The following is a 15,767-nucleotide window of genomic DNA, read 5'->3' on the forward strand; positions in this document are numbered from 1 at the left end:
TTACTAATTATCCGGGGGATGGAGCAATTAGCTCAAACAGATGTTTTAACCATTCAATAAAAATTAAGGCGATCGGGCAATCGGAGTTTAGCACTTGTGCTGTTATTGCTTGTCCCATCGGCATTGCAGGCGTTTTCTGCCATGCCAGCCAAGTGTGGATTAGCGCTTTGGGATGATGAATTAAAGTGTAGCGGTTAAGTCCGGCTTGTTCGAGCTCTTGTAAAATTGCTTCGGCTTTCGGATGCAGGGTGTCGCCAGGGGGGATGAGATAGGCGACAAAATCTTCTAACATTCCAGGAAGTTGATTGTTTGGCATCAACCAAACTCCGACGCGAGGCAAGTATGGATCTGAAGGTGTGCAAACCCAGCCTTCGGGAGGGGGAGATTGCGGGATATCTCGATAGCCACTCGAACTCAGTTTATGTTTAAGAGATTGCCACCGCCCACTTAAATTGCTATCGGCATCTACCACAATTCCCAACGTGCGTAAATTCTCTGCTTTCAATCTTTCTGGCAAGCCATTTAGCAGCGCTTCAACTCCTTCTGTACCTTCTTGTTGCGGTACTTCGACGGAAAATGTTTCTGGCAGTTGATATTGCTTGCACAAAGCCGAGATTACGTGTAGGTCATTCTTACCTTCTACCAATAACTGTTGAGGTTTTGGTGAATGAGGTTTTGGTGCTTTTGGCATCAGCGCACCTCGATACTTTGGCGCACTGCAACGGACAATTCATCGGGAGTGTATTCAACTGCACGAATATCCTCACCGCGCCGGCTCAAGCGAAATAATTTGCCAACCGAACTATCTTCTGACTGTTCTAAGGCTTCTTGAAATGCGGCTATGCAATCCCAACTGTGGGTAGTTGCAAAGACTTGAACGTTCAATCGCTGTGCTGTTTCAAATATCAATCGCCACATATCAGTTTGGGTTTGATAGTAAAGACCTGTATCAATTTCATCGACTAGCAAAAAACCATTTTCTGATGATACGGCTGCCATTGCTATACTAAGAATTCGTCGCATACCATCTCCCATACTGCCAAGAGTAACTGGGTAATTCTGTCCTCGAAGTTTAATCAAAATACCACTGTTATTAGTGGGATTACTGGTAAAACTAATACGTTCTACATCGGGTTCTAATATTTGCAGTACTGCTACTACGCTTTCTTCTTTTGGGGTCAGTGTAATAGCATCCCAAAACACAGCCATTTCGTTAAAACTTATTGCCGTAGTTTTGAGTAAATTAAAATTATCTTTGCTGGCTCCAACAAGCGACAAATAGTTATCATCGAGCTCTGTTGATTGAACCGAAAGTAAACTACTAATCTTAGCAATAGTCGCATCGCGCAGCACTGAAATTTTGACTCGGTAATTTTGATTGTAATAAGCAATTAATTCCCATGCTAAAAACCTGGTTTCTAGTTCTTCATCTACCGGAATTACCACTTGTTGGTTTGTAGGGTTTGCTTGGATTTTGAGTGAGAGCTGTTCTTCTTTCTGGGATTGAATGTAAATACTTCCCTCTGGAGTTAGTTGATGTCCGTAAAAAATATGTTCAAATTGATACTTGCTGCGGTTTACTGCTTGACCTGATGCAAGTTGAGTTTTTATGTTGCTCATTTCGCCACGACCATTTAGTACATCAAACAAAGCTTGAATACTCTGTTGTTGGACTAATAAATAAATGGCTTCCAAAAAAGTAGTTTTACCACTATTGTTCTGACCGACTATCAAATTAACCCTAGCTAGATCGTCGATATGAAAATCTCTAAAACAGCGATAATTTTGGATGGTAAGATCGCGCAACATGGATTCCTCGCATATTAACTATATTTTATCATTTCTCCGTTCAGACTAGAAACCAGTATGGGATTCGATGACTGCTTCGGCTTGCAGGGCGATCGACCTCAATTTATCCAATGTATCCTGCTTCGCACTATGCCACAACCCCCGCTGACGAGCTTCTAGCAATCTTTCCGCCATATCTCGCAGTGCCCAAGGATTGTTTTCTTGAATAAATGTCTGCACTTTCTCATCAAAAATGTAAGCCTCTGCGATTCCTTCATACATAAAATCCTCTACACAATTTGCCGTAGCATCGTAAGCAAACAAAAAATCAACAGTTGCTGCAATTTCAAAAGCACCTTTATAACCGTGTCGCATCGCACCTTCTATCCATTTGGGATTCACAGCCCTGCTGCGGTAAACCCGCGCAATTTCCTCCCGCAGTTGCCGCACCTTCGGATTTTCAGGAATCGAATTGTCGCCGAAATAGGTTTCAGGATTTTTGCCTTGCAAATTGCGAATTGCGGCCGTCATTCCCCCTTGGAATTGATAATAATCATCCGAGTCGAGGATGTCGTGTTCGCGGTTGTCTTGGTTTTGCAGAACTATTTGCATTTGGCCGAGGCGTTTTTCAAATGCTTCGGGTGCAGAAAATCCCCATTCACTCTGTTTAACTCCTGCTACATCTCCCGGCAAATTTGAGGAACTAGAGGAGGTATAGGCGTAACTGCTCCAATTAATGTAAGCTTTTGCTAAATCGCTGTCGTCTGTCCAGTTTTGAGCTTCAATTATGCCTTGAAGTCCTGCGCCGTAAGCACCTGGTTTTGAACCAAAGACTCGAAATTGCGATCGCCCTTGCGCCTCTTCTCGACTCAAACCTGTAGATTCCCAATACAAAATCTCTTCCTTAACTTGTGCGGCTAAAGGGTTATTTTCAGCCGATTCGTCTAAATCTGCCACAGCTTTTACCGCACTATCAAACAAATCAATTAAATTAAAAAAAGCATCGCGGAAAAACCCCGAAATTCGCAAAGTAACATCAACACGCGGCCTTCCCAAAACAGAAACTGGCAAAATTTCAAAATCTACAACCCGGCGCGAAGGGCCATCCCAAACTGGTTGAACTCCTATCAGCGCTAAGGCTTCGGCGATGTCGTCTCCCCCCGTCCGCATGGTGGATGTTCCCCACACTGACAAACCCAAAGTTTTCGGATATTCGCCGTTTTCTTGGGTGTATCTTTCGATTAAAGTTTCTGCCGCAACTCTGCCAACTCTCCAGGCGGTTTCTGTGGGAATGGCGCGGATATCTACGGAGTAAAAATTGCGACCGGTGGGCAATACATCTGGTCTGCCGCGAGTGGGCGCGCCGGATGCGCCGCTTGGTATGTGCCGCCCATCTAGTCCGCGCAACAGGTTGGTAATTTCTTGGTTTGTTTGGAGGAGTGAAGGTAAAAGATAGTTATTTATCCAGTCTAATTCTTGTTGGGTTGCTTCTCCTATTTCTGGATTGGCAACCGCAGATGAACGCGGATGAACGCGGATTTTTTCGATTAAGTTATCTACTAATTCAGCGGCTTTTTCTTCGAGTTCTTTTACTAAATCGCCTGCTGTGCGGTGCTGAATTATCGACGTTGGATCGCAGGTTAAGGGGTCGAAATCGTAGCCTGAGTCTTCTGCTAGGGCGCGGGTTATGCCCGATCGCCCGTTGGTGGGATGGCGGGCGATCGCAATTATCAAATCGCGCAACTGTCTACCTTCGGGGCACTGCCCAAAAATGTGCAATCCGTCGCGAATTTGGGATTCTTTGAGTTCGCAAAGATAGCCGTCTGTGCGGGTGATAAATTCTGTAAATTCCGATTTATTTAGTTGTATTCCTAAGTCTTTATCTAAGTTTTCTTTGTTGGTGAGGGCGAGAATGCGATCGCGAATCATGGGTAATCGAGACGGATCTAAGCTTTGGGCTTCGCAATATTCGTCGATTAAGGTTTCCAACTGCTGCAAAGGCCCGTAGAGTTCGGCGCGAGTCATCGGCGGTGTCAGGTGGTCAATAATCACAGCTTGCGATCGTCTTTTTGCTTGGGAACCTTCCCCCGGATCGTTGACAATGAAGGGATAAAAATTCGGCATCGCGCCTAACGCTACTTCGGGATAACATTTGTTAGACAATGCTATACTTTTACCCGGAAGCCATTCTAAATTGCCGTGTTTTCCGGCATGAATTATAGCGTCTATTCCCAACTTTTCTCGCAGCCAATAATAGTAAGCTAGATAATTGTGAGTTGGTTCCAAGTCGGGTGCATGATAATTCAAGGCGGGGTCAAGTTCATACCCGCGCGATGGTTGAATTCCTACAAATACATTGCCAAACTGAATCCCCGGAATCGGAAAGTAGGGACACGGCATTGCCGTGTCCCTACCTTGTGTATGACCTTCCGCCAACCCCCATCTATTGCAAATTCCATCTTGCACTTCCTGCGGCAAAGTAGCAAAATATTCTTCATATTCTGCCAAATCCAATGATTGATGAACAGGTCGCAATTCGCGTCCTTCCGGGTCATTTGTTACGCCAGAAGTTAACTGTTCAATTAACACATTGCCGCTAGCAGGGATATTTTCAATTTGATAGCCAGCTTGCTGCATAGCTTTGAGGATTTCGACACAGCTAGCGGGCGTATCTAAGCCGACACCGTTGGCTAAGCGGGCGTTGCGGGTGGGGTAATTTGCCAGAATTATGGCGATGCGTCTGTTGGCGGCTGGGGTTTGTTTCATCTTCACCCAATTCGCGGTTAAATCTGCTACAAATGAAATGCGATCGCCCGCTGCTACATAGCCTACTACATCTGTTTCTAATTCGCTGTTCCAAGTCTGTACGGCTTTAAAAGAAACAGCCCTAGTAATGATTTTTCCGTCTACTTCCGGCAAGGCTACATTCATCGCCACATCGCGGGGCGAAAGTCCTTGTAATTCAGTTTCCCACTGTTCCAAACCGCCACCGCTGAAGATTGCTTGCAATACGGGAACGTCTAAGGATTTTAAGCTGTTTTGTTCCGGTTCTTGGCTGCTGAAACCGGAGACTGCAAAACTTGTGGTGTTGAGCAATAATTGAATGGGTTCTGATTCTTTTGGCTGGAAGTATTCCAGCAATTCTATTTGCAAATCTGGTTCCCGCAGAGAAGACACAAAGACGGGAACTGGTACTAAGTTTCGCTCTGATAGAGCTTGACAAAGTGCATCAACTGGTGCTAAGTTTCCTGATAAATAATGAGCGCGATAAAATAAAATTCCGACTTTTGCTAGAGTTGGTATATTTAATAAATTATCCGGGAACTGATTTTGTATTGTGGAGCAGGCATCATTTTGTATTGTGGAGCAGGCATCTTGCCTGCTATCTTGTAAGGGCAGGCAAGATGCCTGCCCCACAAGATTTGTCCAATCATAAATTCCGACGCGGGAAACTGTTTGGGGGAGGGGCGGATTGTAAGCAGTTTTCAAGCAAGTATCGGCGGCAAATTTGAGTGCGTTAACAAAGTTTTGGACTCCGCCTTCTGTGAAATAGCGCCACAGTTGATTTACTGCTGACAGCGATACATTGGAATGGCTGATTAAATCGGGATCGGGACTGTCTTCTCCCGGCATTACAATCAGTGATGCCTTAGTTTTATGCACAGTTTCTCGCAGGATTTCTAACCCGTAAGACCAATAAGAACGCCCTCCTAAAAGTCTTAAGATTATGACCTCTGCGCGTTCTAAAACTTCCTCGGCATAGGTGTCAATTGTTAGCTGTTGCTGCAACTGAAGCAGGTTTACTGCGCGCACTTTGGGAAATTTTGCCGGCATTTTGGATGCGGCGGCTGCGAGAGTTTGAATGTCGGTGTCAGCAGCACTAATAAATACTATTGGTGCTGGGGTTTGCTGTATAAAAATTACTCCTTCTGCTTGAGGGCTCCAACCTCCGGGTGTGGCTGCTATTTTGTGCATTAATTTTTTTTATGTTAATAAATAGTGAGAGAAAGTGCGATCGCCTTTACTATAACATGACTTATACATCAATAGAGGCGAGGGCGTGTTTCCCACCCGGACATTCCCGCCCAACCGATAGAGGGCGAGCACGGGGGCATCGCCCCTACATTCGGGGAGAGAACGAGCGTCAAAGTCCCGGAAATCTTAACCTATAAACTGATAAATAAAACTCCCAAAATCATGATTCCGGCCCCTAATAATCTTTCTTGAATATCTTTTTCCTTAAAAATGAAATGACCGAACAATACACCGATTAACACGCTAGTACGCTTAATCGCGACCACTCGCACTACGAAAGTTAATGTCAAAGCTTGCATTTGAAACATGACTCCAGTAGCATTGATAAACCCCATAGCAGCTAGCATTGGTAATTGTTTGAGAATTTGTCGCCCTGGATTTGGGGTTTTGTGCAATAAAACTGGCAGTAGCAAAACAGTCATTGTACTGAACAAAGAGAATATCCAAAAAATAGGGTAGGAATTTGTAACTCCTATTTTGTCACAATTTGAGGCAATACTCCATAGAAATGCAACGATTAACATCAATTTTGATCCGGGTTCATCCAGCAGTGCTTTGAATGGAGCTAAATATCCTTTAGATTTCTCTTTGATATTTAATAAATAAGAGCCTGCTACGATTAGTAAAATGCCCATATAATCAAAAAACTTTGGATATTCACCGACCATTAACGGTGAAGTTAACAACATGAATAATGGTGTCAAAGCTACCAGCGGTAGTGTCAGGGATAAATCTGATAGTTTGATGGCTTTGATGTAGAGGAGGGCTGTGACAGCGTTGATGCTACCTCCGATTAATAGGGCGAGCCAAAATTGAGAATTTAATGGCGGAATTCCTGTATATAATACCCAGGGAAGCAAAAAGATGACTGAAAAAAATGAGAGAGACCAAGCGACAACATATTCGTCACTTTTTTTGAGGTTTTGTTTGCCAAAAACGTCTTTGACGGCTTCAAAGAAAGCGGTCAAGATTCCAAAAATTAACCAAGTCAACCTAAATATGCGCTCCTGACTCGCTCGTCGTTTAGCAAATCCGCTCCAATACCTGTGAGGGTAATATTACCAGCTTCTAGTACGTAACCCCGATCGGCAATTTGCAGTGCTAAATTGGCGTTTTGTTCGACTAAGAGGATTGTAACGCCTGTGGAACGCAGGTTTTGAATGATTGCGAAAATTTCTTTGACGATCGCGGGTGCTAAGCCTAAACTAGGCTCGTCTAATAATAGCAGTTTCGGGCGCGACATCAGCGCACGGGCGATCGCCAACATTTGCTGTTCCCCGCCGCTGAGGGTTCCTGCTAGCTGGCGGCGCCTTTCTGCTAGGCGCGGAAATATCTCAAATTGGCGCTCTAAATCGGCTTTTACTGCCGCCGAGTCCGATCGAATATAGGCCCCCAATTCCAAGTTAGCCAACACCGTTTGCTGCGCCAAAACCCGCCGCCCTTCTGGACTGTGGGCGATTCCCAATTTCACAACTTCGTAAGCTTGACGGCGGGTAATATCGCGCCCGCTATAAATAATTTGTCCTTGCTGTATATTAACTATTTTAGAAATAGCCCTGAGTGTGGTACTTTTGCCCGCACCGTTGGCACCGATGAGACTGACAACCTCGCCTGCATTCACGGTTAAATTAATATTTCGCAGGGCTTGAATGCCTCCGTAATTTACAGAAACATTTTTGAGTTCTAAGAGGATGTTTTGGGGGTTTTTTGATGGGCTGTCGTGCATTTTCTGTGACTTGATTGTTGATAACAAAACTGTCTCTTTTCCCGCAGTCCGCCAGGGGTTTCAACCCCGGGCTCATAGCTTAATTCCTGGCTATGAGGACTGGGAGATACATTTAACAATAACTATTAATCTTACTCGTTCCCTGGGATTTACCGCCCAAGCGGGGGCGGGTTTATGAGATTGTGGGTTTGAGGCAGTTATTGTCCGTGAACCCGCCCCTACAGAATGGGTAAAAATGATGCAATACGTGAGTTTTATTACTCGTTACCATGCAGAGCCTGGTAACGCAGAACCAGAGGCTTTGCCTCAATTTTTCCTGTTGCCAAACGAGGCAGACCCTGTAGATATTGCTTGGGAGCATCTCATATTTGTAAAAATACTTCTTTTGGCTCCTTCCTTCTTCCTCTTTCCTTCTTCTTTCTTCCTCCTGCCTCCTGCCTCCTGCCTCCTGCCTCAAAACTCCAATTTCTAGCTTGGCTGCAAAACTGAGATGCTCCCTATTGCTTCTTTGCCCGACCCGGCGAAACATTTACAATTTCTACGTTTCATCTCCCAAATAAGCCTCAATTACCGCCCGGTCATTCCTGACAACAGCAGGTTCTCCCAAAGCAATAAGCTGACCGAAATGCAAAACGGCAATGCGATCGCACAATCCCATAACTAGCGGTACATGATGCTCGATCAATATTACAGTTAAATTGAATTGTTGGCGCACTTCTCGGATAAATTCGCTTAATTTGTGCTTTTCATTGGGATTCATCCCCGCTGCAGGTTCATCTAACAAGAGTATTTGCGGTTCTAGGGCTAAAGCGCGGGCAATTTCTAAGCGCCTCTGGTCGCCGTAGGGCAAGTTTTTGGCTTGTTCGCCCGCGCGATCGCCCAATCCGACTAAATCCAACAATTCTAAGGCTTTTCGCTGGGTTTTGCGTTCCATTGCGTTAGAGGCCCGCAAGCCTAAAATCCCCGCCAGCACCGATAAAACTGGATTGCCCGATCGACTGTGGATGTGTCTGGCGATCGCCACGTTGTCCAAAGCAGAAAGTTCCCCAAACAACCGAATATTTTGAAATGTTCGGGCCATACCTTTATTAGCAATTTGATAAGGTCGCAGTTTAGAAATATTTTCGTTTTGATAAATCAGAGTGCCACTAGAGGCAGGTATCAGTCCAGTCATTACATTAAATAGAGTTGTCTTGCCAGCGCCGTTAGGGCCGATCAATCCAAAAATCTCGTATTTTTGAACTGTGAAAGATACGTCGTTTACAGCAATTAAACCGCCAAAGCTGCGAGTTAATCCTTGTGCTTCTAAGATGGAATTGCTTTTTGAGAGGGTAACAGTTTCTGAAATCACAAAAAACTAGATAAAATCTGCAATATAATTATGCCTCACATTTGTATTTTAATAAATAGCCTCCCGCTTGAAAATCCTTTACTGATTACCAATTACCCATTATTAATTACCAGCCATCTAGCTGATTCAACGGAAAACCGCTATAATATTACAATTGCCGTGCCGCCTCAATCTCCTCAAGCCGTCTCGCCTTGGTAATCTTATGACGATGTACGTACCGGATTCGCAGCCTTCGCAAACAAAAGTCCTCCCTACGATGTATGATTTACCCAGTGAAGACCCGGAGGAACCCGGTTTGCCTGACGAATTTCACGAGTTTCAACCCGAACTGCTGCGTTTAACCTGCCGCCCCGCCAACCATCCACCAGAACAAATATTTATAGCGACAGACCTCAATCTATACTACGATTCTAGCCATCTCAATTGGTACAAAAGACCTGATTGGTTTCTCGTATTGGGGGTGCCGAGATTGTATCGAGGTGACGAATTGCGCCTCAGCTACGTGATGTGGCAAGAAAATGTCAGTCCTCTGGTAGTAGTAGAACTGCTGTCACCTGGAACTGAAGAGGAGGATTTAGGAATCACAGAAGAAGCACGAAATAAACCCCCTACTAAGTGGCGAGTTTACGAACAGATTTTGCAGATTCCTTACTACTTTGTTTTCAGTCGGTACAACAATCAACTGAGAGTATTTCGTTTGATTGGCAATCGTTACCGCGAACAAGTTTTAACCGAGCCGCGATTCTGGATACCGGAATTAGAATTAGGTATAGGTTTGTGGGAAGGTTGTTATCAAGGTTGTTTGAGGTTGTGGCTGCGTTGGTACGATGTCAGTGGCGATTGGGTTCTGACTCCAGAGGAGTTTGAAAGGCAGCGAGCCGAATTAGAAAGTCAGCGAGCCGAATTAGAAAGACAGCGGGCTGAATTACTAAGTCAGCGAGCTGAATTAGAAAGTCAGCGAGCAAATCGATTAGCCGATCGCCTCAGATCGATGGGCATTAATCCAGAGGAGCTGTAAAATTAAATAGCAGCATGAAATGGTGCAAGCTGCAAGCGCTGTCCATAAAAACTTATTAACTAAAAATAAATTATGCCAGACTCTACCTCACTGCGCGATCGCTACTTAGCCCTAATCGACAAAATTGTCGAAATCACCCTCAAAGGTCAAATTCGCTCCAAAGAACAAGTTTATCAAATGCTGGTGCAAGACATTAGCACAGGTACCGGTGAAATCTTTGAACGCTGTTTCGGCGAACGCCTCGATGCCACCGAAAATCAGCTCAGAAATGAAAAAGACGAAATCAAACAAGCAAAGGCAAATCGCACCCTTCGAGCGCTCAAAACCATCCAAGGAGAATGGGAACGCTGGCAGAAAGATAACCGCATCGATCGCGCAATTGCATCCTCAATCCAACAAATCGTTACCGCCGAATCTAACGCCCGCCTCCTGGCATTATTGCAAGTAATCGATCCGAATAAAGAACATCCGCTGACTCTAGATCAATTGCAGCAATTGGCAAAATTACTGCACCAAGAAATGCTGCAAACGAGCAATCCCGAAACAGAGCAAGATTTGCAGCAAATCACCGCCGGCATCGCCAAAGGTTTAGAATCTTGGCAGCGTTTGGAACCGGAACTTGTGGGCTGGATTTATCAGCCGCAGCAGCTAGGATTTGCAGGTAGTCCCGAACAAAATGGGCCTTGGGCTTTTTGGGCAAAAAAAGTTAAGAGTCCCTTTCCCCAGGCTCTTTTAAATACTATTGCGCTCGGTGAATCTATAGTTCAATTCGCCGCCAAGGAATCAAATTTAGAGTTAGGCATTTTGGTGGAATTGGCGATTGTTTTGCAGTCTCTGCAGCGGGCGTTGGCGATCTGGTTTGACAAGCAAGTTTATGATTCCAAAGTGTCAACCAAAGCTTCAATTTCTACTTACATTACTTTTGCGGTAATTTGGAGTCAGCTAGCTAGTGGGTTTAATAATTCTACCAAGATCGGCGAACAGTTGGCAAATGCTTGTTTTCAAGTAACTTTGCAAATTCTGCGCGCTTTTTCTCAGCGGGAATACTTTCCCCTTTATGGCGGAATTTTTGCTTCGTTTGATGGTAAAGCCCTGCGACATACTTTGGATTATTTAGACGAACCGCTGCGGCGAGTTGAAGGCACTCAAGCGAAAGCTCGGATTCTGACGCTTTTGGGTTATTCGATGCAGGCGGCTGGGGCTTACGAGCGATCGATCTTGCTGCACAAGCAAGCGCTGGAAATTGCCCGTCTCGAAGGAGACAAAGCTTGCGAAGTTGCCAATCTCAATCACATCAGCCGCAACTATGTTGCTCAAAAAAATTATCAGGAAGCGATTAATTACAGCCAGCGGGCTTTAATTATGGCCAGACAAGCGGGAGAAAGGCAAGGTGAGGCAAATGCGCTGGCTAATTTGGGTTACAGCGAAGTGTTTCAAGCGCGGCAGTTGGAGGAGGTGGAACCGGAGGTTTATGAGAGTGCGATCGGTTATTTGGAACAAGGTTTGTTGCTATCGGAAAAATTGGGAGACAGGCAAAGTCAAGCTTTTTGTTCCAGCAGTCTCGGTATTGCTAAAATAGCCCTGGAAAATGCTGAAGGTGCGATCGAATATTTGCTTAAAGGTTGGCAAGCGGCTCAATTTTCAGGGGATTTATATTTGCAAGGTCTGAATTTGGCTTATTTGTCTCAAGCTTATTACAGAATTCACAAACTAGAAAAAGCAATATTTGCGGGCAGTTTGGGGATGTATCTTTTGGAGCAAATTGGTGCAATTGAGTGGCGTCAATCGGCTGGTTTGTTGACAATTTTGCGGGGTCAAATGGGTGCAGAATCTTTTAAACAATCTTTGGCGAAAAGTCGAGCGAATATCATTCCGGCGATCGGTGTTGACGGCTACGATTACATCCCGGAATTGCTGGAAAAATATCAGCAATCTATTTAATACAGCATATTCCAGGTTTATGGAGTGTAGGGACACGGCAGTGCCGTGTCCCTACGGGAATCGAACGATAGGCGGGTGTACTTCATAAACGTAGAATCTGCTGTATCAAAATCGCTCGGCGGTTGAAAGAGACTGTTGGCGAATCAATAAAGGGCTTCACCCCTCACCCCTAAAAATAGTGGGTCTAGACTAAATGTCTAATTGACCATATATAGCCTTTCTCAGAAAGATGAGGTACCCGACGTGCATAGGGCATAGGGCATAGGGCATAGAGCATAGAGCATAGGGCATAGGGCATACCTCACTTTTTTGAGAACCGCTATAGCTATTAACTATCAATAGTGAACGGAAATACTGCCTCCCAGAGGTGAGGGGTAATAAACCTTGCGAATTGGCCAACAGTCTCTTTCTAATCGCCCGGTATATTTATTTGAAGCTCGATCGCTCTTTTAAAGCCTGGCCGCCAGTAAATTCTTAATAATTGGGATTTTGGCCGCAACTTCGGCTTGAGATACCTCGGTTTGCTGCCAACTCGATCGCCCAGCAAGTCGATCTGCCCACTGCTGCAACTTCGGATACTCATCAAAAGATATGCCAAACATCCCCAGCGAAGGCACAGCAGTCCCCGCCACCACTTCGGCGAAAGTAAACTGTTCCCCAGCAAAATAAGTGCGATCGTCCGCCAGCAACCCCTCAAAAAACCTCAGTACCGTTGCTATCTGCTGTGTTGACTGTTCCAACTTCTGTGCAGTGTCTCCCGCTACACCCAGCATTTGACGTGTTAATGGAAACATTGCCGACAACAGTTCATTTAACGTCAGCATTTCCACCATTCGCACAATTCCCAACGCTTTCGCCTCTGTAGGTAGCAGTGCAGGCGTCGGGTATTTCGCCTCCAGATAATCGAGAATTGCCAGCGACTCCACCAAAGTCAAATCTCCATCCACTAAAACCGGTATGCGGTGGAACGGGTTAATTGCCAGAAAATCCTGCCCAAATTGGTCGCCGTCGAGGTTAAGCGCTAGAGGCTCAAACGCAATCTGCTTTTCCAGAAGTGCCACCCACACACGGCGAGAATTCAGAGAAATTGGAGTGTAGTACAGTTTTAGCATCAGGTTTACCTTACGCGACACTACCAGTTTATCAGCCAAATGTTTTGATTTATAAGGATTTGGGGGAGCCGGGAGAGTTGTTTTGAGCGATCGGCACCCCTTTAAAAAACCCAATTTTAAAAAAAGTTGTATTACCCCCTTGACAGTCTTGTATTATGTTGTGTAGTATAAACGTAATGCGAAGGGGAAAGAGCTTCAAAGCCCTACCCCACGAGCAATATGAACCTTGAAAACAGAATAGGAAGTTAATCGTGTCACATAATTGTGGACATCGGCGGTGTAGACTCCGGCAACAATAGCCCGATCGGGTTGTAGTACGCGGAATCAACCGCCACCCCGTCCCAACTTGAGTAATTCAAGGACAGAATATTGTTCATTTTCGCGGGGGTATAGCTCAACCGGTCAGAGCAGTCGCCTGTCGAGCGAAAGGTTGCGAGTTCAAGTCTCGTTACTCCCGTCAGTCGATTTTAGATTTTAGATTTTAGATTTTAGATTTACTCCACAGGAGAAGAATCTGGGAACTGGAACTTTGGTCTAAAATCCACACCTCCTGTCGGAAAGCAAGTATCCGTTTTTCGGCGGGGGTCAAAGTCCCGTAGGCAAAAGTCAAGCCGTCTCTCCCTCTGGCGTGAAGATTGCGAGTGCAAACCTCGTCGGGACTCCCAGGTTAGGTGGCCGAGTGGTTGAAGGCGTCGGTCTGCAAAACCGAATTGGGCGGGTTCAAATCCCGCCCTAACCTCTGTTCCTATTTATTCGCAGGAGCAATCTCAAATCTCAAAGAGCAATCCAAAATCCAAAATCTAAAATCTAAAATCGATAGTGCTGTAGGCAAATGGTTTAAGCCGCTTGGTTTTCACCCAAGTGATTGCGGGTTCAACTCCCGTCAGCACTTCCAAAATTTCTGGGTCGGCCCTCCTATTGGCGTGGGTAGCTGTCTGTAAAACAGTAGCTTAAAGCGTTGCTGGTTCAATTCCAGCCCGACCCATTTGTAACTGCATTTAATATGCAGTTGCAATTTTGAGAACGTGGTGTAGCCGGATAACATCTCAGTTAATAAAACTGAAGATTGAGGGTTCAAATCCCTCCGTTCTCGCTCGCTGTGGAGAGGTGGCCGAGTGGCTTAAGGCGCTTTCCTGCTAAGAAAGAGCGGTTTAACAACCGTCGTGGGTTCAAATCCCACCTTCTCCGTTTTCCCCCGATAGCTCAGTTGGTAGAGTGCTTGTGTGAAGAACAAGAGGTCGTCAGTTCGATACTGACTTGGGGGATTGCGTTGCCTTATAGCTCAATGGTAGAGCAAGCGGTTGTTAACCGCTAGGTTGTAGGTTCGAGTCCTACTGGGGCAGCCATTTTTTCAATTGCCGAGTGGACGAAAGGCAAGTCGCATCGCTCTGAACGATGAGGTTGCAGGTTCAACTCCTGCCTCGGCATCCAATTATTGGGAAGTCGCCTAATTGGTAGGGCACCGCTCTTTGAAAGCGGCAAAATGCAGGTTCGATCCCTGCCTTCCCAGTTCTGCTATTACCAAAGCAGATAAATTACACTCCTGTAGCCCAATTGGCAGAGGCCGCAATTTCAAAAATTGTGTGTTGCTGGTTCAAATCCAGTCAGGAGTACCAAAATTTTAACTAAGTTTCTACTTGCTCCTGTGGCGGAATTGGCAGACGCGGCAGACTTAAAATCTGTTTTATTTTGAGTGTGAGTTCGAGTCTCACTAGGAGCATGAACGGGATGTAATTCAGCGGCCAGAAGCCATGCTTTGGGAGCATGGAGTCGTTGGTTCAAATCCAACCATCCCGACTTTACCCCTGTGATGTAATTGGAAAACATCACTCGCTCAGAACGAGTGTTTTTTGCAGGTTCGAGTCCTGTCAGGGGTATGAGGTTTTATTCAATCTCAAATCTCAAATCTCAAATCTCAAATCGGTTTTGCCCCTGTAGCCCAATCGGTAGAGGCGCTAGATTTAGGATCTAGTTAGTGCTGGTTCGATGCCAGTCAGGGGTATTTGGTGACATCGCGGGTGAAGTAGCCTGGGTAGGCTTGGAGGTCTCATAAGCCTCTTCATAGCAGGTTCAACTCCTGCCCCCGCCACCAAAAATGCAGGTGTGATGTAACTGGCAACATGAGGCTCTTGTAAAGCTTTTATGCGAGTTCAAATCTCGCCACCTGCTTGGGAAAGTGCGATCGCTCTTTAAGCAGGATTGCGATCGCCACCTTCCCAAATTTGCAGTTGTCTTTCTGCTGCAACAAAACAGTTGACATACGGTGTGGGATACACAAAATAATCGTAAGCCAGAGCCATTTGCCGCGCGGCTTCACGATAAGGAACTCGGCCGATTCCCGTTCCCAATCCCGGACAAACGACACTCTCAATTTTACGTTCTGCGTGTCGATTATAGCGCCGAAGTGTTAATAGCATGGCCCACATTGCCACATACGGAACGTCTGTTCCTACGACAGACATCGGTACGCGCATGGTGGGAGTATGAGCGATAAAAGGATGTTTGGGATGGTGAGTTTCGATGATAAATGACGTGCCAACTGGTTGTTCGCCTAGATAGTCTTCCAAAATATGCTGCTGAACCCTAACCATTAGAGAATGACCCAAAAAATCAACAATGGCTGCATCGATACCGCCATCCATCATGCCAAATGAATTGGCGGGACTAACCAAACAGTCATACTCTGTTAAATCCTCGAAACGTTTGTTGGTAATTTCGACATTGGGTAGGTAGAAAAAATACTCTTGGAATGCGGCGAATAGTTCGGGATTGGGTGCTGTAAGTATAAGTTTCATG

At 45.5% G+C, this 15,767-nt stretch carries 11 protein-coding genes and 16 tRNA genes; 19 read left to right on the forward strand and 8 right to left on the reverse strand.

Annotated elements, in window-relative coordinates:
* Positions 1 to 7: 7 nt before the first annotated feature.
* The 5 genes from QUA99_RS05085 to QUA99_RS05105 all read right to left on the reverse strand — a co-directional run bounded on the left by QUA99_RS05085 (position 8) and on the right by QUA99_RS05105 (position 7,549).
* Complete coding sequence (locus QUA99_RS05085; RefSeq protein WP_333234930.1) at positions 8 to 691, reverse strand: DUF3226 domain-containing protein; 684 nt, start codon at positions 689 to 691, stop codon at positions 8 to 10.
* On the reverse strand, positions 691 to 1,809 hold the full coding sequence (locus tag QUA99_RS05090; protein WP_333234929.1) for an ATP-binding protein: 1,119 nt from the start codon (positions 1,807 to 1,809) through the stop codon (positions 691 to 693). The genes QUA99_RS05085 and QUA99_RS05090 overlap by 1 nt, the downstream gene beginning before the upstream one ends.
* A gap of 45 nt (positions 1,810 to 1,854) precedes the next feature.
* Positions 1,855 to 5,763, reverse strand: a complete 3,909-nt coding sequence (gene cobN / locus QUA99_RS05095; RefSeq protein WP_333234928.1) for a cobaltochelatase subunit CobN — start codon at positions 5,761 to 5,763, stop codon at positions 1,855 to 1,857.
* Between the two features lie 191 nt (positions 5,764 to 5,954).
* On the reverse strand, positions 5,955 to 6,815 hold the full coding sequence (locus QUA99_RS05100) for an EamA family transporter (protein ID WP_333234927.1): 861 nt from the start codon (positions 6,813 to 6,815) through the stop codon (positions 5,955 to 5,957).
* Complete coding sequence (locus tag QUA99_RS05105; protein ID WP_333234926.1) at positions 6,812 to 7,549, reverse strand: ABC transporter ATP-binding protein; 738 nt, start codon at positions 7,547 to 7,549, stop codon at positions 6,812 to 6,814. The genes QUA99_RS05100 and QUA99_RS05105 overlap by 4 nt, the downstream gene beginning before the upstream one ends.
* A gap of 235 nt (positions 7,550 to 7,784) precedes the next feature.
* Between QUA99_RS05105 and QUA99_RS05110 the strand changes: the two genes are divergently transcribed.
* Entirely contained in the window at positions 7,785 to 8,021 is a 237-nt protein-coding gene (locus QUA99_RS05110; protein WP_333234925.1) for a hypothetical protein, read from the forward strand.
* A 66-nt stretch (positions 8,022 to 8,087) separates the two neighbouring features.
* Here QUA99_RS05110 and QUA99_RS05115 read toward each other — a convergent pair whose 3' ends face one another.
* The gene (locus QUA99_RS05115) at positions 8,088 to 8,900 is read right to left on the reverse strand and encodes an ABC transporter ATP-binding protein (protein ID WP_333234924.1); all 813 of its coding nucleotides are present in this window, start codon (positions 8,898 to 8,900) and stop codon (positions 8,088 to 8,090) included.
* Between the two features lie 202 nt (positions 8,901 to 9,102).
* Here QUA99_RS05115 and QUA99_RS05120 point away from each other — a divergent pair, with 202 nt between their 5' ends.
* On the forward strand, positions 9,103 to 9,918 hold the full coding sequence (locus QUA99_RS05120; protein WP_333234923.1) for a Uma2 family endonuclease: 816 nt from the start codon (positions 9,103 to 9,105) through the stop codon (positions 9,916 to 9,918).
* A 72-nt stretch (positions 9,919 to 9,990) separates the two neighbouring features.
* On the forward strand, positions 9,991 to 11,859 hold the full coding sequence (locus QUA99_RS05125) for a tetratricopeptide repeat protein (protein WP_333234922.1): 1,869 nt from the start codon (positions 9,991 to 9,993) through the stop codon (positions 11,857 to 11,859).
* Positions 11,860 to 12,308: 449 nt separating this feature from the next.
* On the opposite strand, the gene QUA99_RS05130 is transcribed toward QUA99_RS05125, so the two are convergent.
* Positions 12,309 to 12,971: a glutathione S-transferase family protein gene (locus QUA99_RS05130; protein WP_333234921.1), complete on the reverse strand. Its 663-nt coding sequence runs from the start codon at positions 12,969 to 12,971 to the stop codon at positions 12,309 to 12,311.
* Positions 12,972 to 13,354: 383 nt separating this feature from the next.
* On the opposite strand from QUA99_RS05130, the gene QUA99_RS05135 reads away from it, so the two are divergent.
* From QUA99_RS05135 to QUA99_RS05210, 16 genes are all read left to right on the forward strand, one after another.
* Positions 13,355 to 13,428 (forward strand) — tRNA-Asp (locus tag QUA99_RS05135).
* 208 nt (positions 13,429 to 13,636) lie between these two features.
* Positions 13,637 to 13,710: transfer RNA gene (locus QUA99_RS05140), tRNA-Cys, on the forward strand.
* A gap of 79 nt (positions 13,711 to 13,789) precedes the next feature.
* Positions 13,790 to 13,866 (forward strand) — tRNA-Glu (locus QUA99_RS05145).
* A gap of 8 nt (positions 13,867 to 13,874) precedes the next feature.
* Positions 13,875 to 13,956, forward strand: a tRNA-Tyr gene (locus QUA99_RS05150).
* A gap of 34 nt (positions 13,957 to 13,990) precedes the next feature.
* Positions 13,991 to 14,064: transfer RNA gene (locus QUA99_RS05155), tRNA-Tyr, on the forward strand.
* An 8-nt stretch (positions 14,065 to 14,072) separates the two neighbouring features.
* Positions 14,073 to 14,159, forward strand: a tRNA-Ser gene (locus QUA99_RS05160).
* Positions 14,160 to 14,163: 4 nt separating this feature from the next.
* A tRNA-Phe gene (locus tag QUA99_RS05165) sits at positions 14,164 to 14,236 on the forward strand.
* A 6-nt stretch (positions 14,237 to 14,242) separates the two neighbouring features.
* Positions 14,243 to 14,317 (forward strand) — tRNA-Asn (locus QUA99_RS05170).
* 10 nt (positions 14,318 to 14,327) lie between these two features.
* Positions 14,328 to 14,402, forward strand: a tRNA-Gln gene (locus QUA99_RS05175).
* A gap of 5 nt (positions 14,403 to 14,407) precedes the next feature.
* Positions 14,408 to 14,481 (forward strand) — tRNA-Gln (locus QUA99_RS05180).
* Between the two features lie 29 nt (positions 14,482 to 14,510).
* Positions 14,511 to 14,587: transfer RNA gene (locus tag QUA99_RS05185), tRNA-Leu, on the forward strand.
* 23 nt (positions 14,588 to 14,610) lie between these two features.
* A tRNA-Leu gene (locus tag QUA99_RS05190) sits at positions 14,611 to 14,691 on the forward strand.
* 4 nt (positions 14,692 to 14,695) lie between these two features.
* A tRNA-Pro gene (locus QUA99_RS05195) sits at positions 14,696 to 14,768 on the forward strand.
* A gap of 4 nt (positions 14,769 to 14,772) precedes the next feature.
* Positions 14,773 to 14,848 (forward strand) — tRNA-Leu (locus QUA99_RS05200).
* Between the two features lie 51 nt (positions 14,849 to 14,899).
* Positions 14,900 to 14,973: transfer RNA gene (locus QUA99_RS05205), tRNA-Leu, on the forward strand.
* Between the two features lie 95 nt (positions 14,974 to 15,068).
* Positions 15,069 to 15,140: transfer RNA gene (locus QUA99_RS05210), tRNA-Thr, on the forward strand.
* A 20-nt stretch (positions 15,141 to 15,160) separates the two neighbouring features.
* Here the strand turns inward: QUA99_RS05210 and QUA99_RS05215 are convergent.
* Positions 15,161 to 15,766, reverse strand: a complete 606-nt coding sequence (locus tag QUA99_RS05215) for a macro domain-containing protein (protein WP_333234920.1) — start codon at positions 15,764 to 15,766, stop codon at positions 15,161 to 15,163.
* Position 15,767 lies beyond the last annotated feature (1 nt).

It is taken from the genome of Microcoleus sp. F10-B2 (assembly GCF_036704965.1).
Taxonomy (GTDB): Bacteria; Cyanobacteriota; Cyanobacteriia; order Cyanobacteriales; family Microcoleaceae; genus Microcoleus.

What these genes read in the sequence shown, in the direction of transcription:
- QUA99_RS05085 (WP_333234930.1), bottom strand. Translation starts at nt 691, where the DNA reads ATGCCAAAAGCACCAAAACCTCATTCACCAAAACCTCAACAGTTATTG.
- QUA99_RS05090 (WP_333234929.1), bottom strand. Translation starts at nt 1,809, where the DNA reads ATGTTGCGCGATCTTACCATCCAAAATTATCGCTGTTTTAGAGATTTT.
- cobN (WP_333234928.1), bottom strand. Translation starts at nt 5,763, where the DNA reads ATGCACAAAATAGCAGCCACACCCGGAGGTTGGAGCCCTCAAGCAGAA.
- QUA99_RS05105 (WP_333234926.1), bottom strand. Translation starts at nt 7,549, where the DNA reads ATGCACGACAGCCCATCAAAAAACCCCCAAAACATCCTCTTAGAACTC.
- QUA99_RS05110 (WP_333234925.1), top strand. Translation starts at nt 7,785, where the DNA reads ATGATGCAATACGTGAGTTTTATTACTCGTTACCATGCAGAGCCTGGT.
- QUA99_RS05120 (WP_333234923.1), top strand. Translation starts at nt 9,103, where the DNA reads ATGACGATGTACGTACCGGATTCGCAGCCTTCGCAAACAAAAGTCCTC.
- QUA99_RS05125 (WP_333234922.1), top strand. Translation starts at nt 9,991, where the DNA reads ATGCCAGACTCTACCTCACTGCGCGATCGCTACTTAGCCCTAATCGAC.
- QUA99_RS05130 (WP_333234921.1), bottom strand. Translation starts at nt 12,971, where the DNA reads ATGCTAAAACTGTACTACACTCCAATTTCTCTGAATTCTCGCCGTGTG.
- QUA99_RS05215 (WP_333234920.1), bottom strand. Translation starts at nt 15,766, where the DNA reads ATGAAACTTATACTTACAGCACCCAATCCCGAACTATTCGCCGCATTC.